Source organism: Pseudolysinimonas sp. (assembly GCF_039912695.1).
Taxonomy (GTDB): domain Bacteria; phylum Actinomycetota; class Actinomycetes; order Actinomycetales; family Microbacteriaceae; genus Pseudolysinimonas_A.
In genome coordinates this window covers 33,291-54,940 of sequence record NZ_JBDSPJ010000008.1, presented here as the reverse complement: position 1 = coordinate 54,940, position 21,650 = coordinate 33,291, and the positions used below count along the sequence as shown (strand labels likewise).

The 21,650-nt window shown below is 65.1% G+C and carries 17 protein-coding genes; 8 read left to right on the top strand and 9 right to left on the bottom strand.

The features are described from left to right. Window positions 1-10 precede the first annotated feature (10 nt). From ABIR17_RS02605 to ABIR17_RS02590, 4 genes are all read right to left on the bottom strand, one after another. A complete protein-coding gene (locus ABIR17_RS02605) occupies window positions 11-1,861 on the bottom strand; it encodes a hypothetical protein (RefSeq protein WP_348002803.1) in 1,851 nt (616 codons plus the stop codon). 116 nt (window positions 1,862-1,977) lie between these two features. Next, window positions 1,978-3,276 (bottom strand): nucleotide sugar dehydrogenase, encoded by a 1,299-nt coding sequence (locus tag ABIR17_RS02600; protein WP_348002802.1) that lies wholly within the window; start codon window positions 3,274-3,276, stop codon window positions 1,978-1,980. A gap of 55 nt (window positions 3,277-3,331) precedes the next feature. After that, window positions 3,332-4,507 carry a glycosyltransferase gene (locus ABIR17_RS02595; protein ID WP_348002801.1) on the bottom strand — a complete coding sequence of 392 codons (1,176 nt, stop codon included), beginning with the start codon at window positions 4,505-4,507 and terminating at the stop codon, window positions 3,332-3,334. Then, window positions 4,504-5,643: a hypothetical protein gene (locus tag ABIR17_RS02590; protein ID WP_348002800.1), complete on the bottom strand. Its 1,140-nt coding sequence runs from the start codon at window positions 5,641-5,643 to the stop codon at window positions 4,504-4,506. The genes ABIR17_RS02595 and ABIR17_RS02590 overlap by 4 nt, the downstream gene beginning before the upstream one ends. Before the next feature lie 102 nt (window positions 5,644-5,745). Here ABIR17_RS02590 and ABIR17_RS02585 point away from each other — a divergent pair, with 102 nt between their 5' ends. Then, on the top strand, window positions 5,746-6,870 hold the full coding sequence (locus ABIR17_RS02585; RefSeq protein WP_348002799.1) for an N-acetyl sugar amidotransferase: 1,125 nt from the start codon (window positions 5,746-5,748) through the stop codon (window positions 6,868-6,870). 32 nt (window positions 6,871-6,902) lie between these two features. Here ABIR17_RS02585 and ABIR17_RS02580 read toward each other — a convergent pair whose 3' ends face one another. Beyond that, window positions 6,903-8,714 (bottom strand): ABC transporter ATP-binding protein, encoded by a 1,812-nt coding sequence (locus ABIR17_RS02580; protein WP_348002798.1) that lies wholly within the window; start codon window positions 8,712-8,714, stop codon window positions 6,903-6,905. A gap of 96 nt (window positions 8,715-8,810) precedes the next feature. Here ABIR17_RS02580 and ABIR17_RS02575 point away from each other — a divergent pair, with 96 nt between their 5' ends. After that, on the top strand, window positions 8,811-10,013 hold the full coding sequence (locus ABIR17_RS02575; protein ID WP_348002797.1) for a hypothetical protein: 1,203 nt from the start codon (window positions 8,811-8,813) through the stop codon (window positions 10,011-10,013). Here ABIR17_RS02575 and ABIR17_RS02570 read toward each other — a convergent pair. The 3 genes from ABIR17_RS02570 to wecB are packed head-to-tail and all read right to left on the bottom strand — an operon-like array spanning window position 10,003 to window position 13,255. Then, window positions 10,003-11,067, bottom strand: coding sequence for a glycosyltransferase (locus ABIR17_RS02570; RefSeq protein WP_348002796.1), 1,065 nt, complete (start codon window positions 11,065-11,067; stop codon window positions 10,003-10,005). The two genes, ABIR17_RS02575 and ABIR17_RS02570, sit on opposite strands and share 11 nt — an antisense overlap. Next, on the bottom strand, window positions 11,064-12,200 hold the full coding sequence (locus tag ABIR17_RS02565) for a glycosyltransferase family 1 protein (protein WP_348002795.1): 1,137 nt from the start codon (window positions 12,198-12,200) through the stop codon (window positions 11,064-11,066). Before ABIR17_RS02565 ends, ABIR17_RS02570 begins: the two co-directional genes overlap by 4 nt. Further along, window positions 12,197-13,255: a UDP-N-acetylglucosamine 2-epimerase (non-hydrolyzing) gene (gene wecB, locus ABIR17_RS02560; protein WP_348002794.1), complete on the bottom strand. Its 1,059-nt coding sequence runs from the start codon at window positions 13,253-13,255 to the stop codon at window positions 12,197-12,199. Before wecB ends, ABIR17_RS02565 begins: the two co-directional genes overlap by 4 nt. A gap of 179 nt (window positions 13,256-13,434) precedes the next feature. Here wecB and ABIR17_RS02555 point away from each other — a divergent pair, with 179 nt between their 5' ends. Genes ABIR17_RS02555 through ABIR17_RS02530 form a run of 6 tightly spaced genes read left to right on the top strand, consistent with a single transcriptional unit; the run spans window position 13,435 to window position 20,499 of the window. Beyond that, window positions 13,435-14,397 (top strand): NAD-dependent epimerase/dehydratase family protein, encoded by a 963-nt coding sequence (locus ABIR17_RS02555; RefSeq protein WP_348002793.1) that lies wholly within the window; start codon window positions 13,435-13,437, stop codon window positions 14,395-14,397. Continuing rightward, entirely contained in the window at window positions 14,394-15,512 is a 1,119-nt protein-coding gene (locus tag ABIR17_RS02550; RefSeq protein ID WP_348002792.1) for a DegT/DnrJ/EryC1/StrS family aminotransferase, read from the top strand. The genes ABIR17_RS02555 and ABIR17_RS02550 overlap by 4 nt, the downstream gene beginning before the upstream one ends. Further along, a complete protein-coding gene (hisH, locus tag ABIR17_RS02545; protein ID WP_348002791.1) occupies window positions 15,509-16,129 on the top strand; it encodes an imidazole glycerol phosphate synthase subunit HisH in 621 nt (206 codons plus the stop codon). Before ABIR17_RS02550 ends, hisH begins: the two co-directional genes overlap by 4 nt. Continuing rightward, window positions 16,129-18,102: a HisA/HisF-related TIM barrel protein gene (locus ABIR17_RS02540; RefSeq protein ID WP_348002790.1), complete on the top strand. Its 1,974-nt coding sequence runs from the start codon at window positions 16,129-16,131 to the stop codon at window positions 18,100-18,102. The genes hisH and ABIR17_RS02540 overlap by 1 nt, the downstream gene beginning before the upstream one ends. Continuing rightward, window positions 18,099-19,307 (top strand): hypothetical protein, encoded by a 1,209-nt coding sequence (locus tag ABIR17_RS02535; protein ID WP_348002789.1) that lies wholly within the window; start codon window positions 18,099-18,101, stop codon window positions 19,305-19,307. Before ABIR17_RS02540 ends, ABIR17_RS02535 begins: the two co-directional genes overlap by 4 nt. 10 nt (window positions 19,308-19,317) lie before the next feature. Next, complete coding sequence (locus ABIR17_RS02530) at window positions 19,318-20,499, top strand: class I SAM-dependent methyltransferase (RefSeq protein WP_348002788.1); 1,182 nt, start codon at window positions 19,318-19,320, stop codon at window positions 20,497-20,499. A gap of 70 nt (window positions 20,500-20,569) precedes the next feature. Here the strand turns inward: ABIR17_RS02530 and ABIR17_RS02525 are convergent, their stop codons facing one another. Further along, window positions 20,570-21,622, bottom strand: coding sequence for an ATP-grasp domain-containing protein (locus ABIR17_RS02525; protein ID WP_348002787.1), 1,053 nt, complete (start codon window positions 21,620-21,622; stop codon window positions 20,570-20,572). Window positions 21,623-21,650 lie beyond the last annotated feature (28 nt).

The window sequence follows — 21,650 nt, the reverse complement described above, 5'->3', positions numbered from 1 at the left end:
TTGCGGGGGGTCAGGCCGTGACGTCAGCTCGCGACGGATCCTGTCGGTAGAGCTTGGGCGTGCGATTGATGGTGTTGATCGCGTAGGCGAAGTCCACCCCGACCACGTCGAGGTACCACTTCAGGTTCGGGTACCGCGGGGTGTTCTCCTCCTCAACCAGTCGGAGCGCCTCGTCGCGGGTGATGTCACCCTCGCGCACCTGGTTGCTGCGAAACGTATCGTGCTCGCTGAATCCTGCGATCGTGTAGTACGCGTAGTTGTAGAACGCCGCGGTACCGTCGCCGATGCGCCAGGTGGTCTGGGTGTCGGGCGCGTGCTCCCAGTCGTACTCGGAGTCGAGGGTCTCTTCGATCTGCTTCTCGTCCCAGCGCCAATAGTCGAAAATGTGGAAGTAGTCCGACTTCGTGGTGAAGCTGCGGTAATACTCACCCAAGAGCGTGTCGGGGATCGACCTGTTGAAGTAGCCGAGACTGCGCGTCATCGCCTTGAGACGCAGCGACTGGTAGCGCAACTGCTTCATGGCGCCGTGGCTGTAGACCCGTTCTTCCTCGAAATCAGGAGGAACGCCGAGAAAGCCGGACTTGAAGTGCGTGACCTCGAGCGGATTGATCCCCCAGAGGTTGAGGGTGACGCCGGTCTGGCGCTTCAGGGTCTCGATGTGGCGGAAGAAGTGCTTGTCGCCTGCCGTGAGAACGCTCAGCATCCCGAGGTTCGGAGCTTTCAGCCAGGCTTCCAGGTTGCGACGGATGTAGTCGCGCTTCTTGGTGATGTCGGCCGCGACGATGATGTTCTCCACGCCTAGCTTGGCCGACATGCGGCTGACGTTTCGGCGCCCGAGGTCGGTCACCATTCCCCAGTCGTAGGTGTAGGTCACCGGCCGCAACTCAAGCTCTTTCACGATGAGGTGCAGGCCGTAGGAGCTGTCGCGACCGCCCGAGAACGGCACAAGCACCTCGTCGCCCTTCGCGCGCCGGAAGGGCTTGATCAGCTCGAAAAGCTCCTCTTTCGGACGTGGGTGGTTACGCGGCTTGTAGGTGAGGCAGTAGTTGCAAACGCCTTGATCGTCGAACTTGATGAACGGCATTGTCTCGGGGAGGATGCAGCGCGTGCAACGCCGGAAGTTCGGCTTCGGGTATTGCAGAAGAGCCTCCTCCTGCGCCGACATACCCAGGCCCGGGACGAGGTCGATGGAGCGGCTGGTCCACTCCGTGATGCTGATCGCATCATCCTGGGCCGGCACGTCGAGCACGACGGCCTCACCGCCCTTGATCTGGCGAATGTTCTCGGCGCCGATCTCCCTCAGCGGGTAGCTCTCGGACGAGAAGACAGTTCCTCCGCTCTTGTCGCCGACGTAGAGACTGCCGTTGTTCGAGAACAGCAAGAGCTTGCCGAGATGCGGAACCAGAGCGGCGCAGGCTACAACGCCCTCGGTGACGCTGAGCACCCGTTCGGCCGCCGACTCAACAGTCCCGCCCGCTTCGAGGTGCGACGCAATGATGGCCGGGATGACTTCCGTGTCGACCGTGAGCTGAGGCGACTTGCCCAGCAATTTCCAGACCGCCTCCTCATTGACGACGATGCCGTTGTGCAGCACCATAATCTGCTCGCGAAGTACGGGCTGATTATCGCCGGTGCCGTTGGTGACCAGTCGGCTGTGGCCGAAGAAGAGGTTGCCGAGCGGGGGGATGCGCTTGAGTAGCCAGTCAATTTGGTAGTCCGCGCGGTAGGCATGGAAGCCGTCCGCCTCACGGATCACCATGCCGCTCGAGTCACGGCCGCGTTGCTGCGCGTGTTTGACGAGGGTTTTCGCCGAGGCGGAGTCGAGGGCGTCGGTGCCGATGAAGCCAAAGATTCCGCACACGAGTTGGTTCTCCGATCCGGGGGGAGCCCGCCGCACGACGGCGGTGGGCAGGCTCGCAGATCTTCAATGATGCCATGCGGACCGGGTGCGAGCCGGGCACGGGTCGTGGCCGAGCGTCAGCTCGTGGCTTTCCCGATTACGCGATAGGCAATCCCGGGCCACCGGTCCGCCGACGAGATGCGGCGGCCATCGATGAACGCCGCGATTCCGGGCAGATCGTCGGGGCCCAGTGACCGGTATTCGTCGTGGTCGGCCTGCACCACGACCGCGTCGGCAGGTTCGCCGAGGTGGTACGGGGTGAATCCGAGGCGGGTCAGCTCGTCGTCGTCGTAGAGCGGGTCGTGCACGACCGTCACAGCACCTCGCGCGTTCAGCGCGGCGACCGCGCCGAAGACTCCGGAGAACGCCGTCTCCTTGACGCCGCCGCGGTAGGCGGCTCCCAGCACAACCACCTTCGCGCCAGCAAGGTCGCCGTAGGCGCCCTCGAGAAGGCCGATCGTGTATTCCGGCATCCCGGCGTTCGCGGCGCGAGCGGCTGACACCACCGTCGCCTCCGGGTCGGTCCAGAGGTAGAGGCGCGGATAGACCGGGATGCAATGGCCGCCGACGGCAATGCCGGGCTGATGGATGTGCGAGTACGGCTGCGAGTTCGAGGCTTCGATCACCTGGTAGACGTCGATACCCGCCGTCGATGCGTAGCGGGCAAACTGATTGGCAAGGCCGATGTTGACATCGCGGTAGGTCGTCTCGGCGAGCTTCGCGAGTTCAGCGGCCTCGGCGCTGCCGAGATCCCAGACACCGTTCGGGCGCGCGAGGTCGGGGCGCTCGTCGAAGTCGAGCACCGCCTCGTAGAACTTCACCGCCTTCGCAGCTCCACCCTCGCTCAGCCCGCCGACGAGCTTCGGATACTTCCGGAGGTCGGCGAAAACCCGGCCGGTGAGCACGCGCTCCGGGGAAAACACGAGGTCAAAGTCCACGCCCTCGGTGAGTCCCGACGCCTCTTCGAGCATCGGCTTCCAGCGGGAGCGCGTGATGCCGACCGGCAGCGTCGTCTCGTAGGAGACGAGCGTGCCGGCAGTCAGGACCGCGCCGAGCGATCGGGTCGCGGCATCCATCCAGTCGAACTGGGGCTCGGCGGTCTCCTCGTCGACGAACAGCGGGACGACGAGCACGACGGCGTCCGCACCGGGAACTGCGTCGGCGTAATCGGTCGTCGCGCGCAGGCGGCCGGCCGGAATGAGCTCTGCGAGCTTCTCCTGGAGGTGGGCTTCGCCGGGGAAGGGCTCGACGCCCTGGTTGACGAGATCGACCGTGCGCTGCGAGACGTCGACGCCGACGACATCGTGACCCTTGCTGGCGAACTGCACGGCGAGCGGGAGGCCGATCTTGCCAAGGGCGATGACGGCGATCTTCACAGGAATGTCTCCAGGGTGGTTGAGCGGGTTCGATTCTACGTGCGCACGGCGTCGACTATCGGCCGATGATCGCCAGGCTCTCGCTGACGACTCGCTCCGCGATCGCGGCGAGCGAGTACTCGCGAGCCGACCAGGCAGCCAGCTCCGCGCGAGCCTTCGGCGGTAGTGGGGATGCGGCTGCCGCATTCATGGCGGCCGCCACCGCCACGATGTCGTAGGCGACCGCAACGCCCGCGTGCGGGTGCTGGGAGTCGTTGAGAAATTCGACCGTCGGTCCGCGTCCCGCATAAATCACCGGACATCCCGCCGCGAGCGAAGAGTAAACCTTCGTCGCAAGCGCGTAGTCGTTCGGCGGGACGGGTGCCAAGCTCGCGACCGAGGCGGTCGCCCCCGCGAGGATCGGCGAGAGCGCCGCCGGCGGTATCGGTGCGTTGAACTCGACGGATGCCTCGATCCCGAGTTCGCGGGCCCGGGCCTGCATCGCCTCGCGTTCTTCGCCGTTGCCGTAGTAGACGAGTCGGGCGCCGGGGTGCTGTTCGAGCACGGCGGGCATGGCGTCGACGAAAATGCCCGGCCCGTGCCATTCGGAGTAGGTGCCGCCGTAGACGAAGACGGGAGGCTCGGGCGCCGGTTGGTCGTCGTAGCGGAAGTGGGTGGTGTCCGCCCCGAAGCCGATCGGCACGGCAGGCGTCGCAATGCCGACCGCGCGCAACCTGTCGATGAGCGGCTGGTGGGCGGCGAACAGCATCCGCGCCCCGCGCAGACCCCAGGCCTCCACGCGGCGCAGCGTGCCGATGACGAATCTGTTGCCGGTCACCAGCTCGGCAGCCTCGGTCCAGTAGTCAGCGGCGCGCACGACGTAGGGCGAGCGCTTGAGGGCGGCGAGCACCCGCACTACGGCGACCGTCGTCGGCGGTGGCTCGACGATGTAGAGGTCGGCCCGGCGGGCGAACAGCAGTCGGAACGCGAGCGGCACGTCGAAGCTCAGATAGCTCAAATAGCCGCGTACGTACAGCTGTTTGTCGCGCTTCACCGGGGCGCGGCGCACCTCGATGCCGGTCGGGTCATCGATCAGGGCGCCCTTCGGGGGCTTCGCGGTCAGCACCGTCACCTGCCACCCGCGGGCGCGGAACTCCTCGGCCCAGATGCGCAGGATTGCCGACGCCGCCGACACTTCGGGCCCGAAGATGCGCGTGGCGATGATCACCCGCTTGGTGCGGCCAGCTCTCATCGGTCGGCGAGCAGGCGCCCGATGAGAGCGTCCTGAGCGGCACGGTCCGGCTCGCTCGACAGCTCACGCGCAGAACGGTCGGCGGCGCGCTTGAACCCGGCGACGTCCTCAACGGTGAGGTCGCGCAACGCCTCGACGAGAGCGTCGGCGCTCGTGTCGCGGGTGATGATGCCGAGCTGGTATTTGGCCATGTGGGCGTCGATCTCGGGCGCGGGCGAGAAGACCATCCCGAGCCGGGCCTGCACGAAGTCGAAGAACTTGTTCGGCAGGTGGTACAGGTGGCTCAGCGTGCGAAGCGGATAGAGGAAGACGCCAAGGTCGTACTGGTTGAGCACGGTCGGCAGCGTTGCGGGCGGCACCGGGTCGTGAACGGTCACGCGGGGCGAGTTCGCCGCCTTCGCCTTGATTTGGGCCAGGTGACCGCCCGGCACCTCGAGCAGGTACAGGTCGAGCGAGAACCTGTCGCCGAGGCGTTCGGTGGCGTCGATGAGTTCGACGATATTGCGCTCCGGATCAGCGGTGCCGCTGTGCACGAGGCGGATGCGGTCGGGATCGACCGGTGTCGGCGCGAGGTCGCCCCGGAAGTCGGCGGAATTGCGGATCGTCTCGGTCGTTAGGTCGTAGCGCTCGGCGTAGAGCCCGGAGAGGCCGGCACTCACGCTCGTCACGGCTGCGGTGCGCGGCAGGTAGGTGCGGCAGAGGTGCTCCATGTACGGACCGACGAGCACGCGCCAGACGAAGATCGTTGCGCGCTCCTCCGCGGCCCATTCGTGCATGTCGGCGTAGACCTTGTCGCCGTCGGCCGCGAAGGCGAGGGGCAGCGCGCGGGCGTCGTTGGCGACGACGAGGTCGTAGTGCCCGGACGCGACGACATCCTTCAGTACCGCCTTTTCGCCGGGCGACGTGAGCTCGACAGCGTCGTGCCTGCGCAGCGCCAGCCGGGCGACGCCGGGCGGCGTCTGCGGCAGCGACGACGCGTCGTCGGGAACCTGGATGTGACGCGCGACGCCCTCGGGGGCGGGGCCGTAGCCGACGGTCGTCACCTCGCCGTGCTGTCGCAGCACGTCAATCTGGCGCAGGACACGGGAATCCGCATGGATCGGCGAAAAGGAGACGCAGAGGATTCGGGGCCGCACGGAGCACGAGTCTACGGCGACGTGTCGACTCTCCGGTTATGACCGCTGATACGAAACGGTGCTCGTAGGATTGCCTCCAGGGGTTAATAAGGGACAGGGCCAATGTCAGATGAGCCGCGACCGTATCAGAGGTGTGCGCGCACCATTATGGATACGACCGACCCCGATATCTGGTTCGACGAGAACGGCGTCTCCTCGCACGCGCACCATTTCGACCAGGTTTTCGCCCCGCTGGTCCTCCCTGCTCAACGCGGTGAGAGACTAGGCGAGCTCGAGAGCCTCGTAGCCACCATCAAGGCAGCGGGTGCGAACAAGCCCTATGACTGCATCATCGGAGTCTCAGGCGGTGTGGACAGTACCTACCTGACGCTACGGGCCGTGAGGCTCGGGCTCCGTCCGCTCGTCGTTCATTTTGATAGCGGCTGGAACTCCGAGCTGGCGGTCGGCAACATTCATAGCCTCGTCACCACGCTGGGTCTCGACCTCTACACGCACGTCGTCGACTGGCGCGAGATGAAGGACCTGCAGCTCTCCTTCTTCAAGGCGTCACTCGCAAACGCGGACACTCCGACCGACCACGCCTTCGGGTGGGTCGCCTACCAGCAGGCGAAGAAGTACGGGATCAAGTACATCCTCTCGGGAGGCAACGCCGCAACGGAGTCGGTGCTGCCGGAGGCGTGGGGCTACAACGCTGACGACGCCAAGCACCTCAAAGCGGTGCACAAGCGCTTCGGCTCCGTGAAGCTCAAGACCTACCCGGTGCTGGGGATGTTCGCGCGGCACATCTGGTTCCCCCTTGTTCGACGCATCCATACTGTTCGGCCGCTCGACTTCATGCCTTACGTTTACGTTGACGCCAAGAAGGACATCGCCGACAGCGTGGGCTGGCGTGACTACGGGGGAAAGCATTACGAATCGGTTTTCACCCGCTACTTCCAGGGCTATTACCTGCCGCACAAGTTCGGCTTCGACAAGCGGCTTGCACACTACTCGTCCCTGATCCTCTCGGGGCAGGTGAGCCGAGACGACGCGCTGGAACTCATGGTTACGTCGAACTATCCCGACCCGCTGCGCGTGCAAGATCACGAGTTCATCGCCAAGAAGCTCGGACTGACGCCTGCGGAATTCGACGACCTGATCGCTCGTCCTCCCGTGGACTACACCGCCTACCCGAACTCAGCGAGATTCTGGCGGGCGCTCGCAAAACTGCGCAAGCGTTTTCGATAGGTACCCGAGCGGTCAGAACCCTGACGAGCCAGTCAGAGTCCTGAGAGAAGGTCCGGCTCGCGTTCGCTCAGGCCCGCGAGCTGCACCTGCAGTCCAAACTGTGGAAGTGCCGCTGCCAGCTCCTGGAAGGTACCTTTGCCGAGGATCCGCCCCCTATCGAGGTAACAGATCTGGTCGTAGTCCTTGATCGTGGAGATGCGGTGGGCGACGGCGATGAGAGTGATCTCGCCGTGGAGTGCCTTCAACGCCTGCACCACATCGTCCTCCGTCTTAGTGTCGAGTGCGCTCGTGGCCTCGTCCAGAACGAGCACAAGCGGGTCCGAGTAGAGAGCGCGGGCGATCCCGAGTCGCTGCTGTTGACCGCCGGAGAGCGAAATCCCGCGTTCCCCGATTCGTTCGTCGATCCCGCCCTTGCGTGCCGCAATCAGTGAGCTGAGCTGGGCCTTCTCGAGCGCCTCGAGGACTTTTTCACGGTCATAGTCGTCGTCCCAGGTGAGTGCGACGTTCTGACCGATGGTCCCGTCGAACAGGGTCACCCGCTGCGGGACGTAGCCGATCCGGGAACGCCACGAGTGGATGACGTCGGACAGCGGCTGGCCGTCGAGTCGGATCGTCCCCGCCGTCGGCATGCGCAACCCGAGTAGCAGATCGATCAGTGTTGACTTGCCGGAACCGCTCGGGCCCACGATCCCGAGTGAGGAGCCGAGGGGCACCTCGAGGTCGAGCCCGAGAAGCACATCCCCGTCGTTGGCTGGATAGCTGAAGCGGATTCCGCTGAGCTGCAGTAAGCGTGGCTCCTCGGGTAGCTCGACCGCGTCGGTTCCGCCCAGGGCATCGGTGGGGTTGGCTTCCGCGCCGCGCAGGTCGCTGATGACGTCTTTGACCCACGGCACGCTGGCCGTCGCGGTGATGACCGAACCTTGGATACCCGTCAGCGCCGGGATGAGTCGGATGCCGGTAGCCCCGAAGAGCGCGACTCCGACGACGGCTGTGCTCAGCCCCCCGATCAGGTAACCGACGCCGCCGATGAGGAGAAAGCCCCCGATGAGGGCGGCCTCATAGCTGTAGCGAGGGATGATCGACAGGAAGGACAGCGTGGCGCGTGCCTTGACGGCGGACTGACGGTGGTGGCCGACGACCTCCTGGATCTGGCCAAGGCGGCCGCGCAGGGTGAGCTCCTTGAGAGCGTCGACCATTTCGGTCAAGAGCTGCGCGATGCGGAAGCTGAAGTCAAGGTTCCTCTGGGCTGCGTCGAGGGTGCGCTTGGTGACGACTTGGTTGATGATGAACGCGACGATTCCCAAATAGACGAGGGCGAGTCCGGCCGTCACGGGCTGGGCGAAGATGAGGACGCCCAGAGTGAGCACGATGGTCAGGACGTTCCCCGGGATGATCAGTAGGGAAAGCACCAAGCTCGACATTGCGACGGAGATGCCGGTATCGGCGATGCGGGTGAACTCCACCGTGTTTCGTTTCGAACGCTCCTCCCACGTCGAGTTGAGGTACGCACGGAACAGGCGTGCCCCTATCTCATACTCGTAAATGGCGAACTGACGGGTGGCGATCCAGTGCATCCCCACCGAGAGGATGCTTTTGATGATGATGAGTGCGCACGCGATCAGAATGAGGATCGGAGTCGCGTCGGCAGAGAGCGCGCCGATCACGGGGAGCACTACCGCCGTCCCAGCCGCGACGGGGGTGATGATGAGCACGAGCAGCGACATCGCGACGACGTCGAAGAGCGCGAGCACTGCGGTACACACGACGTAGGCGACGAGGAATTGCCGAGCGCGACCAGGCAAGAGTGGCAGGAGATCGCGGAACACGCGCCAAAGATGTTTCATCTCGATGACGGTATCAGCGGCGTGCTAGGCCTTCCTGACCGACATCCCACGCCGATCGGTAGACTCTTGCGAAGTAATGTCTGGGGCGGAGGTGCGATGCGCGACACCGTCATGCTGCTAGACGAAGGACCTGCGTGGTTTCGCCGTTTCGCCTACCGCATCGCCCGAGGCGAGGGGCACTTGGGTCGACTGGCGGATGTCGCGCGCTTTCGCTACTCCGATGACGACGTGCCCCCCGTCCCTCCGACGGCCGGACAAGCTGTACGCCTCCTGATCGGCCCGGCCAATTCGGCGGGGCAGGGCTACGAGTGGGCCCGTTCCGTGGAAAGCCATCTGCCGGCAGTCGAGGCTGTGGCCATGGAGGGGATCGTCGATCCGTATTTCCCTAAGGTCGACCTTCGCGTCCCGGTCGGTGTCTACCAGCGCTCCGGCAAGTGGCATGACGAGTTCGAGGCGTTCATGGCCGGGCAGACTCACGTGATTTGGGAGTCCGGGCTGCCGCTGCTCGGTCGCGCCTACGGCTCCGTTCTCATCGAACTTGCGCGGCTTCGCGCGCTCGGCATCAGTGGCGCGCTGATGTTCCACGGGAGCGACATCCGTCCGCCCTCGCGCCATGCCGCAGGGAGTCTCTGGTCACCATTCCGGAGCCCCTCGGGGCCGGTCCACGCGCTCGAGGAGAACGCCGCGCGAAACTCATCACTCGCCGCGGAGTCGGGGCTGCCCGTGTTCGTGTCAACGCCCGACTTGTTGCGGTGGGTGCCCGATGCCGTTTGGTGCCCTCTCGTCGTCGAACCCTCGGTGTGGCACAAAGCGGTCGCCCCCCGATCGCCCGGGCCCCTCGTGGTCGTGCACGCACCGACGCAGATGTGGCTTAAGGGCACCGAAAGAGTCGTGCCGATGCTCAATCGGCTCGCCGGGGAAGGCGTCATCGATTATCGGCAGGTCGTCGGCATCCCGCACGCGTCGATGCCGGACTTCTACGCCGAGGCCGACGTCGTACTCGACCAGTTCGCGATCGGCAGCTACGGCGTGACCGCCTGCGAGGCGATGTCAGCGGGGCTGCTCGTGATGGGGCACGTCGACGACACCACCCGAGCCGCCGTGCGATCAGCTACCGGGCTCGAGCTGCCGATTCACGAGGCGACCATCGAGTCGCTTGAGGGTGAGCTTCGGCGCGCCGCGGCTGAGCCCGCAGCGTTCGACTCACTTCGTGAGGCGGGTCCAGCCTTTGTGGAGACCGTGCATAACGGCGCCCGATCGGCTGCTGCGCTCGCGCCCTTCCTCGGGATCAGCGCATGAAAGCGTTTGCCGCGAGGAATCGTAGTGGCGCTTCGCGGTGAAGCAACCGCGGTAGCGATGCCGGGATGAGGTTAGCCGGACGGCGAAAGTCGGTCAGGATCGCGAGCTCGGCACCGAGGCGGTCACGGTCGGCGCCGCGGCCCAGCTCGGCGACGATACGTGCCTCGCGTCGACTGAGGATTGCGGTGGCGGTGGGAGCGAGTTCGACAATGCGTCGCACCCCTGCGGAGAGCGCGGCCAGGTCGTCTGCCGGACCCCCCGCTTGGAGGCTCGCCCCGAGAATGTCCATCACGTGAGTGCGCAACAGTTTGATCGCGAACGACTCGCGCTGCGATGAGCTCAGCGTCGCGACGAATCCCCGTTCGAGGATGGCTTCGAGGAAGAGCAGTGACTCGGCGGCGGGCTTGACGCTGCTCGACGTGCGAGCATGTGGGTCGTCCTCGTGGATGAGGTAACCCGGACCACGGGCGGCGCTGATCCGCGCGTCGGAGTACCAGATTGAGGCGCCCTGGATGACGTCTTCGCCGGACCGCAACCCGGTCGTCATCCTGATGTCACCGAACCGTCGCCGCGATACGAGTCCGAGTTGCACGGTGCGGTAGGCGAGACGGTCGCGGACGCCGTCAAGCCGACTCGTCCGGAATGGTCGCGTCGGGGGGCTGCGTGTCGGGCCTCCCTGCACAGTGCGGAGCGGAGGGATGACCACATCCGCGCCGTCTCTTCGCGCGACCGCGAGCCAGGCGTCGATCGCTCCGGGCTCGTACTCGTCGTCTGAGCCGAGGAGCGCGGTGAACTCGCCGGTTGCCGCGTCGAGCCCCGCGTTGAGCGGACCAGCGGGACTGGGGATGCCGTCGACGAGAGACAGTAGCCGCACCCGCCGGTCGCCGCTCCAAGGCCCGAGGGATGCAGCGATCGCGTCCGCTGCGACGTTGTGGCAAACGACGGTGACCCGAGTGTCGGTCGAAGTGTTCGCGAGAACCGATGCCGTCGCCCGAGCGATCGGACGGCGATCGGTGTGCACCGGGATGATGACATCAACGACAGGGCTGGTCACGTGTGCGCCCGATCGGCGAGCGCGTCCACCGCTGCACCCCAGATCTCCACCTGAGTCTCGGATGAGAGTGCCTGGGCGGCGACAACAGCATGCGCCTTCCATTCGTCGACCTGTGGCGGTGTCAGGTCGTCGAGCACCCGGGTGAGAGCCGCCGCTCCGAAATCGTCGGATACGGAGCCGAACCCGTGAGCGACGAGGATCTTCTGCATCTCGGCCGACGGGCCGATGATCAACCCGAGGCGCGCTTGCACGTAGTCGAAGAACTTGTTGGGAAGCGCCCAGCGGTTGTTGAAGTTGGTCGGGGCCATGACGTGCACTCCGATGTCGTACTCGTTGAGACGGGCGATGAGTTGTGCGTAGGGCACGGCATCGGGGAACCGCACGCGGCCGGCGCCCGCGGCGCGTTCGCGCAGCTCGACGACGTACTCGGGGTCATTGCCCATCAAGTAAAGGTCGAGCGTGACGTCATTCGTCGTCGCGGCCACCGCGTCGACGAGCACCTCGAGTCTCCGGTTGCGAAGCGACGCACCGCTGTGCACGAGGCGGATCGGGGAGCCGGCGGGCCGTGCCTCCAGTTCGGAGTAGGGGGCGGCGTTCGTGACCACGCCGGCGCGAAGACCGTAGACGCGGCGGTACTCGTCGGCGATGCCGTGGCCGACAGTGGTCATTGAGGCGGCACGCACCAGGAACCGTCGACACATCCAGCGCATGTACGGAGCCTCGAAGGCCCGCCAGATCAGCAGCTCCTCGTTTTGTCTGGGTGCGTACTCGTGGATGTCGGCGTGGACCCCCCGCGCGGGTTTCAGAGCGAGGGCGAGGCCAACCGCGTCGACATCGTTGGCGAGGATGACGTCGAACTGCTCGAGGCGTTCGAGGTCGGCTTGTGCCCGCTGGATCGCCGGCTGGCCCCAGTAGATCTTGTGAAAGCGTCGCAGAACGAGGTCTCGTCGGGTCCACCGTCGTACGCCAAGCGTGTCGTCGAGGCGCACATGCTCGACTCGGGGGTCGGGGCTCGGCCCGTAGCCGTAGGTGGTCACGTCGTAGCGGTCGGCGAAGAACCTGACCTGCTTGAGCACTCGCGCATCTGCCGAGATGTCGGAGAACGACAGGATGAGCAGGCGCGCCCGGGTCACCGTGCCTCCCCCAGGAGTTCGTCGACGACCGCCTCTGCGGCGTGCCCATCGCCGTATGGTGCGGCGTCCGTTGCCTTCGGCACCGGACGTGAAACGGCAGCTGCGATCTGTTCCGGGTCGTTCACGAGAACATTCCAGCCGAGGTCGACAGTCTCCACCCACTCCGTCTCTGGGCGCACGGTCGTTGTGGGGACGCGCAGTAGGAAAGCCTCCTTCTGCAAGCCACCCGAGTCGGTGACAACGCCCGCGCTGTGCAGAACCGAGGCAACGAGCTCGGGGTAGGAGAGGGGGTCCGAGACGCGCAACGCGCCCGTTTCGAGCAGGATGCCATGTTGCGCCGCGAGCGAGCGGAGCCGGGGATGCGCGAGCAGGAGCACCGGGAGAGGAAGGTCGGCGAGCGCCTCGACGATCGCGCGAAGGCGCTCGGGGTCGTCGGTGTTGTCGGGGCGGTGGATGGTCGCTACGTAGTACCCACTCGCCGGGAGGCCATGCGGCGCGAGTCGAGATTCTGCGAGCACGCGGTCGCGAGTGCGATGGAGCACATCGGTCATGACATCTCCGACGAGACGTGACCTCTCCGCGAGTCCTTCGCGCTCAAGGTGCGCCATCGCCGCGCGAGTCGGTGCGAACAGCAGATCGGCGGCGTGATCGGTGAGAACGCGATTGTGCTCTTCCGGCATCCGGCGGTTGAACGAGCGAAGGCCCGCCTCGAGATGCGCGACCGGCAGATGGAGCTTCACCGCGGCGAGCGCGGCAGCAACTGTCGAGTTGGTGTCGCCGTAAACGAGCACCCAGTCGGGTGAGAGGCGCTCGAACTCGCGTTCGAGGCCTTCGAGCATGCGCCCGGTCTGCCGCCCGTGGCTCCCGGATCCGACCTCGAGGTTCACCGCGGGAGCAGGGATGCCGAGATCGCGGAAGAACACGTCGCTCATCAGGTCGTCGTAGTGCTGGCCGGTGTGAACGATGAGGTGGTCGGCGCGGCCTTCCATTGCGGCGGCGATCGGCGCGACCTTCACGAACTGCGGTCGCGCACCGACAACGCTCAAGATCCGCATGGCCTCGAGCTTAGGAGGCTCCTCCGTTGCGCGGCGGGCAGCCATCGCGGGTCGTGGCGTCTCGAATGCACCGAAGCCGTTGGCGATGCGGCACGACGCAGGAGCGCCAAGGTCCGCCTCCGTATAATCGACCGGGGCTGGGTAGCGTCCCCCCACACCTCTTAGAAGGGCAATCGAACGTGTCGATCCGAAATCGTTCAGTGCTGGTGACGGGAGGCGCGGGCTTCATTGGGAGCCACCTCGTCGACCGCCTGGTGCTCGAGGAGCCCAGCACCCTCGTGGTCGTCGACAACTTCTTCCTCGGTAACGAGAGCAATCTTGACGACGCACGCAGCAAGTACGACCTCGAGATCCTGCGTCTCGACGCGTCGGACCTCGCCGCCATGCAGGACGTCGTGATCGCGCACGAGATCGAGACAGTGTTCGACCTGGCTGTCGTCCCCCTGCCCACGTCCCTGACCTACCCGTCCTGGACGATCCACACGAACATCGGGATCACGACTACGTTCTGCGAGCTGGCGCGTCGCGGGCTCATCCAACGACTCGTGCACATGTCGAGTTCGGAGGCCTACGGCACCAGCAGGTACACCCCGATGGATGAGGACCATCCGCACGATGCCATCACGCCCTATGCTGCAGCGAAGTCAGCCGAAGATCACATCATCCGCTCCTATGTGCGTACGTTCGGCATCGACGCGACGACCGTGCGGCCCTTCAACAACTACGGACCGCGCCAGAATCCCGGCTCCTATGCGGGCATCATCCCCATCATCGTTCAGCGCGTGATGAGCGGCGTGCCGATCGAAATTCACGGCGACGGGGAGCAGACCCGAGACTTCACCTTCGTCCGCGATACTGCGGATCTGACGGTGGCGATCGCCGAAAGCCCGGAATGCAGCGGCCTAGAGTTCAACGTAGCCACCGGGGTGCCGACGTCGATCAACGCTCTCGTCTCCCAGATCTTGCAGATCATGGATGCGCCGAATCATCCGGTCGTGCACACGCCCGAGCGGCCGGGCGACGTGAGGTCTCACCAGGCCGACGTCTCCCGCCTCACGTCTTACCTCGGGCGCCAGCCTGCGGCTCTCAGCGACGAAGGACTCCGTGAGACGGTGGCTTGGTATCAGGCTGTGTTCGTATGAGGCTGAACATCCCCCTCACCGGAGCCGAGGAGCTCCGGCTCGTCGGGGAGGTGCTCGAGTCTGGGTACCTGACCCAGGGTCCCCGCGCCGCAGAATTTGAGCGGCTGATCGCCGCACGCACGGGGAGCGCGGAGGCATTCGCGGTTAGCTCCGCAACGACCGGCCTTCACCTGGCCCTTCACGCGGCCGGGGTGAAGCCCGGTGACGAGGTCGTCATCCCGGACTTCAGCTTTCCTGCCACCGCGAACGTTGTCGTGCAGCAGGGCGCGACGCCAGTCTTTGTCGACATCGACATCAATACCTTCAACCTTGACCCTGCGCTTCTCGAGGCCGCCATCACATCGCGCACGACGGCGATCATGCCCGTGCACGCATTCGGGCTCACCGCCGATATGGACCCGATCAACGAGATCGCGATGCGTCACGGCATACCCGTCATCGAAGATGCGGCGTGCGCGCTCGGCGCGACGTACCACGGCCGCGAAGCTGGAACCCTGTCTCTCGCGGGTGTCTTCTCCTTCCATCCTCGCAAGATCATCACGACGGCGGAGGGCGGCATGGTCACGACCTCCGACGAAGCCCTTGCGGATCGGATGCGGGTGCTGCGATCGCATGGCTCTGTGCGCGGTTCCCACTTCATGTCCTTCATCGACGCCGGTTACAACTACCGGCTCAGCGATGTGCACGCGGCCATCGGCATTGCCCAGATGGCGCGGCTGGATGAGATCCTCCGTCGACGGCGCGAGGTCGCAGCAGAATACGACGCCGTGCTGTCCGGCATGGACGGCGTGCGCGTCCCCGCCGTCCCGGCGGGACTGCAGCACTCCTATCAGTCGTACGTCGTGCTCCTCGACGAGGACATCGACAGGAACAGGATCATCGACATCATGAAGGGTGACGATGTCGAGGTCACCCTCGGCACCTATTCGATGCACCTTCAACCGTATTTCCGCGAGCGCTTCGGCATCCCCGACGAGTCCCTACCTGCGGCAACCCGAGCTCACCAGTCGGCGCTCACGATTCCTCTGTACCCCCAACTCACCAGTGTTGATGTCGAGCAGGTCGCCTCGACGCTCGCGAGCGCGATCGCCTCGGTGAGATCCGGGCGTCGATGACCGTCGACATCACGATCGTCGATTACGGAGTCGGCAACGTCGCATCGATCGCCAACATGATCCGCAAGACCGGTCTGAGCAGCGAGCTGAGCGCAGACGCTGACGTCATCTCCGCGGCTGAGCGGATTATTCTGCCGGGAGTCGGCGCGTTTGACACCGCGGCGTCGAGACTTCGACTTTCGGGACTCGGCGAGGTCGTCGCGGCGAAGGCCGCCGCGGGGGACCGTGTGCTCGGCGTCTGCCTCGGCATGCAACTGCTGCTGGACGGCAGCGAAGAAGGCGACGAGCCCGGGCTGGGAATCGTGCCGGGAACAGTTCGACGCTTCCCGCGGACCGTGGGCGAGGAGGCGCTCCGCGTTCCCCATATGGGCTGGAACACAGTCACGCGGCAGGGGAACGCCGACGTGCTTCCCGCCGTCCTCGACGGCGATCGCTTCTATTTCGTGCATTCCTACTACGCCGACCCGTCCGACTCGTCCGACACGATGGCGATCACCGACTATGGCGTACCGTTCGCGTCGATGATCCGTCGCGGAAACGTCGTCGGTGCGCAGTTCCATCCCGAGAAGAGCCATCGCATGGGTGCGCGCCTCCTGGCCGACTTCGGACGGTCCTGATGCTCAGCATCCGTCCGCGTGTCATCCCGGCCCTGCTCCTCGAGAACGACAGGTTCGTGAAGACCCGTCGGTTCGAGGACCCGCAATACGTCGGCGATCCGGTCAACGTCCTCAGCATCTTCAACGATCTCGAGGTCGACGAGATGCTGCTTCTCGATATCGGGGCCGCGCGCGGCGCGCCGATCCAGCTCGACTACCTGCGAAGGCTCACCACCGAGTGCTTCGTGCCCCTGGCCTACGGCGGCGGAGTCAGCTCGGTCGAACAGGCCGACCGTCTGGTGCGCGAAGGCTTCGAGAAGATCGTCTTCAATACGACGCTGCTTAACACTCCGGAGATTGTCGCCGACGCAGTGCGGGCGCTCGGGGCGCAGGCAGTGATCGCAGCGGTCGATGTGCGTGCATACGACGGGGAGTACCGCATCTTCGGTCGGGGAGGCACCGAACTCTCGCCGCTTCGGCTGCAGGAGTGGAGTCGACTCGCAACGGAGGTCGGCGCTGGCGAGATCATGGTGACGAGCATCGACCGGGAGGGAACGCGCGCCGGTATCGATCTCGAACTCGTTCGGGAAGTAACCCGCCTCCTGCCCGAAGTGCCGGTCATCGCGCACGGCGGTGCTGGCACGCGGGAGCACCTCGCCGAGCCGATCCTCGAAGCTGGCGCGTCGGCAGTCGCCGCGGGCAGCCAGTTCGTGATGCAGGGTGGACGTGACAGCGTGCTCATCAACTACCCGAGCGGCGCACAGCTCACCGCCCTGTTCCAGGAAGAACGAGAGCATCGATCGGTCGGGGTAGAGGATGACGCCCACGTCGATGCGCGGTACGAGATCCCGGGACGGGATCTCTCGACGACTGTCATGTGCGAGCGGTGCATCACGACGTCCGACGTACCGGGCGCGCGTCTCGACGAGGGCCCGATCTGTTACTACTGCTCGCTCCACGACGAGCTCGACGCGCAGTACCCGACCGGTGCCTCCAGCACTGCGGCGATGCACGCCTTCGCCGAGCGGCTGAAGCGATCGGGGGAGGGGAAGAAGTACGACTGCATCATCGGGGTGAGCGGCGGCACGGACTCGTCGTATCTTGCCCACTTGCTGGTCGAACTGGGGGTACGCCCCCTCGCGGTGCACTTCGACAACACCTGGAACTCTCCGGTGGCGACCTCCAACATCTACGCCGTGCTTGACAAGCTGGGCGTCGACCTCGAGACCTATGTCGTCGACAACACCGAGTACGACGACATCTACCGGTCGTTCATCGAGGCCGGGGTCATCGACATCGACACGCCGACAGATATCGGTTTCATGGGAGTGCTCTACCGCGCCGCCGAGAAGCACGGCATCAAACACATCGTCGAGGGGCACTCGTTCCGCACCGAGGGAATCGCTCCCCGCGGATGGATCTACATGGACGGCGGATACATCAAGTCGGTGCACCGCCAGTTCGGGACTGTCCCGATGAAGACCTACCCCAACCTCGACTTCCTCAAGTTTCTGAAGTGGTCGGCCTTCTCCGGGATCGAGCGCACGCGCCCCCTCTACTGGGTCGACTACCACAAGGAGGAGGCCAAGCGCTTTCTCGCTGATCGCTACGGGTGGGAATGGTACGGCGGCCACCACCTCGAGAATCGCTTCTCGGCGTTCTGTCACAGCTACTTCATGCCCAAGCGCTTCGGCGTCAACTTCCGTCAGATCGAGTTTTCAGCTCTCATCCGATCCGGGCAGATGGAGCGTCAAGTGGCCCTTGAGCGATTCATCGCCCCCCGGTATCCCGATCCGCAACTCATCGAGTTGCTCAAGAAGCGTCTCGGCTACGACGATGCGCGGTTCGACGCGCTCATGACCGCGCCGAAACACACCTACCGCGACTACCCCACCTATAAGAAGTGGTTCGAGAGGCTGCGCCCGCTGTTCTGGGTGCTCATGAAACTCAACCGCGTGCCTAAGAGCTTCTACGTCAAGTTTTGCAGGCCGTGACCATCGTGCGGCGGATGATCGGGGGTCTGCGGTTTGTCGTGCAGATCGTCGTGCTCCGGCTCGCCTACCTCATCGCGAGGATCCGCCGGGGCGGCTCGAGTTCCGATATCGACTGGGTGGTCGGACCTTACGAGATCGCGTCGCTCGTCTTCGACATCGCCCGCGCCGTCCCCGACTCCATGTCCGTCGTGCTCGCTCGGCACCGCTACTACGACGTGCCTTATGGATGGTCTCCGGGTCCGCTCAGCAGGCTGCCCGGAGCAGCGAATCGGCGCGACCTGTTCCTCGGACCGTGGAAACTCGGAAGCCTCGCGGCGCGCACTAGAGGATTCGTGTATGTCGGCTCCGAGGGGTTCCTGAATTCGGGACGCGATTACCGCGAACACGAGTTCCGATTCCTTCGACGCCGTGGCATCGCGATCGTCTGCTCATTCACCGGCAACGACATCCGCTCCCCGAAGCGCATGCGTGAGCTCGAGCGTGAGTCGGGGCATCCAAATCTCGCCACCTACCTGGCCGACGTTAATCCGGTGTTCGGCTCCGACGCCTACGACGACATCAAGCGGCGGGTCGCCGCGGTCGCCGACAGGTACGCCGACCTCATCTACAACGCGGATGTCGACCAACGCAGCTATCTCGAACGCGCCACCTTGCCCACGCGGTATTTCTACCCGGATGACGAGATCACCACCTCGTTCGATCGTTTCGATGACCTCGATCGTCTCGTCGTGGTGCACGCCCCCTCGTCGCCGATCATCAAGGGCACCCAGCTGGTGAGGGCCGCCGTCGCCGCGTTGCTCGAGGACGGCTACGACTTCGAGTATGTGGAGCTCATTGGTGTGCCGAACTCGGAGGTCAAGACCGCCCTCCGACGCGCGCACATCGTGATGAACGAGTTCTACGCGTTCACCCCGGGCGTGTTCGGCGTCGAGGCGATGGCCGCCGGCGCTGCGCTGATCACGAGCGCGGATCCGCGGGTCGAGCTGCAGCTCCCCGAGGACTCCGCGGAAGCGTGGCTGGTGACGCCGCCGCACCGCGTCCACACCCATCTGCGCTTGCTGCTAGATGAGCCGCATCGGCTCGAGCCGCTCGCCCGACGCGGCGCCCGTTGGGTGCGCGATCACGCATCGGCGAGCGTCTCCGGGGCAGCGATGACACGGGAGTTGCGCCGGGTGCTGGACGAGCCGCTCCAGCCGTTGCACTAACGTCGGTCACGTGTCGACTTTGCCCCACTCGCGCGTCATCGCCCTCTGGCACGTCGACTCACTTCCGTTCGTTATGGGTGCACTCGATCGCCCGCACAACATATCTGGCCTTCCCGACGCGTTGCCATTTGTGCTCGGAGTCGACACCCGCACGGGCCTCGTCAGCCAGGGTCAGAACCTGGCCGTCGCTGATGCACTCGGCATCGCGTACCGCACTGCCGACGCGATGCCGAGCAACTTCGACGCGTCGGGGATCGGGCGTATCTACGCCGACGACTTCCTCGCGTTCATCGACCGGGAGATCGGCGAGTTTAAGGGACGTCGCGTTTTGGAGATCGGGAGCGGAACCGGTTACCTCCTCGGCCAGCTTCGAGACCGTGGTGGCGTCGTACTCGGGATCGAGCCGGGCGCGCATGGGCAGGATGGGGCGAGGGAGATCGGCGTCGAGATTGTGCACGACTTCTTCCCTTCGCCCGAGGTGACCGGGCTGTTCGATTTCATCGTGCTCAGCAACGTGCTCGAGCACCTCGAAGACCCGGTCGATTTCCTGGGCGTGATCGCAAGCCAGCTGGCTATCGGCGGTCGCATCATCATCGGTGTCCCCGACGAGAGCGCTTACATCAACTCGGGTGACGCCTCGACGCTGTTCCACGAGCACTGGAGCTACTTCGATCGCCGGACGCTCACCAACACGGTCCGGATGGCTGGGTTGAACGTCGATGTTCTCGAGACCGCGTCCTTCGGCGGTTCTCTCTATTGCGTCATCACTCCGGTCGAGCAACCGGTCGAATTGGTTGAGGTGCCGGAGGCGCTTGAGCTGGCGGAGCGCTACGCGCGCCAGATGCAAGCCCAAAGCGCGCTCATCCGCGAATTTGTCGAAGACAGCACCCGCGACGGTCGAGGACTCGGAGTGTACGTACCGAGTCGGTTCGTGAACGTCGCCAAGATCGCTGGGCTCCGGTTGGACGCGGTGCGCTTCTTCGACGACGACGAAAGCGCGCATGGCAAGTTCTACCCTGGGTTCGTCGCGCCGATCGAGAACCGCGAGGAGCTTCTGGCCCAGCCGCCCGTCTCGGTGCTGATCATGTCGCAGACCTTCGGTCCGAGGCTCGCGCAGACCTTGGCTGGACTTCTTCCGGGCGTCCGCATCACCTGCGTCGCCGACGTGTTGGCGCTGAACTCTTCGCACTGAGAGTCCCGCGCAGTGGCCTGGAAGCCCCCACGTTTTCCTCACCAGAGCGGACGGGTCTGGCAGGTCGTCCCTAGCCAGCCACCGGCACGAAACGCTCCTGGAGCCCGCGGAGCACGTAGCCGTGACGATAGGCGAAACCGCGCTCCGGCTCGATACCCTCGAAGCGTGCTCGCAACAGCACCGCCAGTTCGTTATAGCCGACAAGCGCTCGACTCGACGAGGTGCCACTGAAACGCGGGTTGACTTCGAACACGATGGCTTGGCCGTCGACCCAACGACATTGGATGTTGATGGCGGCTCTCGCGCCCAGCTCCACCGCGATCCGTTCGCATTCGCGGTTGAGTTCGAAGGGAGCGACGAACTCGCCCTGAGAGATGCCACTGCTGATTGCGAGGTACTCGCCGAGCTCCCCTCGTGCCGTGCGGTTTGCCACGCGGAGCTTGGCACCGAGACCGCTGCGAATGATCCTGCGCATCGCGATCGAGTTCACGAGCCCGCCATCCATGTCGAGCAGTACGCCGACGGTGTATTCGGACTCTTCGGTGCCGACGTACTCCTGCACGACGAACTCCGGGTAAATACGGAGCAGGTACTGCCCGAAGACCCGTAGTTCGTCGAGCGACTGGGCGAGCATGATGTTGGCTGATCCGCCACCGCCGATCGAGGGCTTCAAGACCGCGGGCAGGAAGTCCACGCGCTCGAGGTCTTCGGCGCTCGTGATCGTCGCGCTCCGGGGGAAAGCGAGAGCGTGCTCGGTAAAGAACTCAGCAGTACGGCTCTTGTCGAGGCTGAGATCGATAACCGACTTCGGGTTGATCGGCAAGAAGATGCCGAGCCGTTCGAAGTGCTCGCGGTTGTCGCTGATCACCCGAAGTTCAGCCTCCGAGCCCGGCAAGAGCACGTCGATCCCCTCGCGCTCGCTGAGGGCGAGGAGTTCGTTGAGGTAGCTCTCGTTGCGCGCAATCGGGACCACCGCGAAGGCATCCGCGTTCACTGTCGCGGTGCTTACCCTCGACGTGTCCGTGGCCACGATTCGGCTTTCGATCCCGGAGAGGCGCACGGTCTTGATCAGCTGTTCGCCGACGCCACCGCCCCCAGCGCCGGTCACCAGAATGTTCAACACCGTCTGCCGTCCTCCGGTCGTGCCGACA

What these genes read in the sequence shown, in the direction of transcription:
- ABIR17_RS02595 (WP_348002801.1), bottom strand. Translation starts at nt 4,507, where the DNA reads ATGAGAGCTGGCCGCACCAAGCGGGTGATCATCGCCACGCGCATCTTC.
- ABIR17_RS02585 (WP_348002799.1), top strand. Translation starts at nt 5,746, where the DNA reads ATGTCAGATGAGCCGCGACCGTATCAGAGGTGTGCGCGCACCATTATG.
- ABIR17_RS02580 (WP_348002798.1), bottom strand. Translation starts at nt 8,714, where the DNA reads ATGAAACATCTTTGGCGCGTGTTCCGCGATCTCCTGCCACTCTTGCCT.
- ABIR17_RS02575 (WP_348002797.1), top strand. Translation starts at nt 8,811, where the DNA reads ATGCGCGACACCGTCATGCTGCTAGACGAAGGACCTGCGTGGTTTCGC.
- wecB (WP_348002794.1), bottom strand. Translation starts at nt 13,255, where the DNA reads ATGCGGATCTTGAGCGTTGTCGGTGCGCGACCGCAGTTCGTGAAGGTC.
- ABIR17_RS02550 (WP_348002792.1), top strand. Translation starts at nt 14,394, where the DNA reads ATGAGGCTGAACATCCCCCTCACCGGAGCCGAGGAGCTCCGGCTCGTC.
- hisH (WP_348002791.1), top strand. Translation starts at nt 15,509, where the DNA reads ATGACCGTCGACATCACGATCGTCGATTACGGAGTCGGCAACGTCGCA.
- ABIR17_RS02540 (WP_348002790.1), top strand. Translation starts at nt 16,129, where the DNA reads ATGCTCAGCATCCGTCCGCGTGTCATCCCGGCCCTGCTCCTCGAGAAC.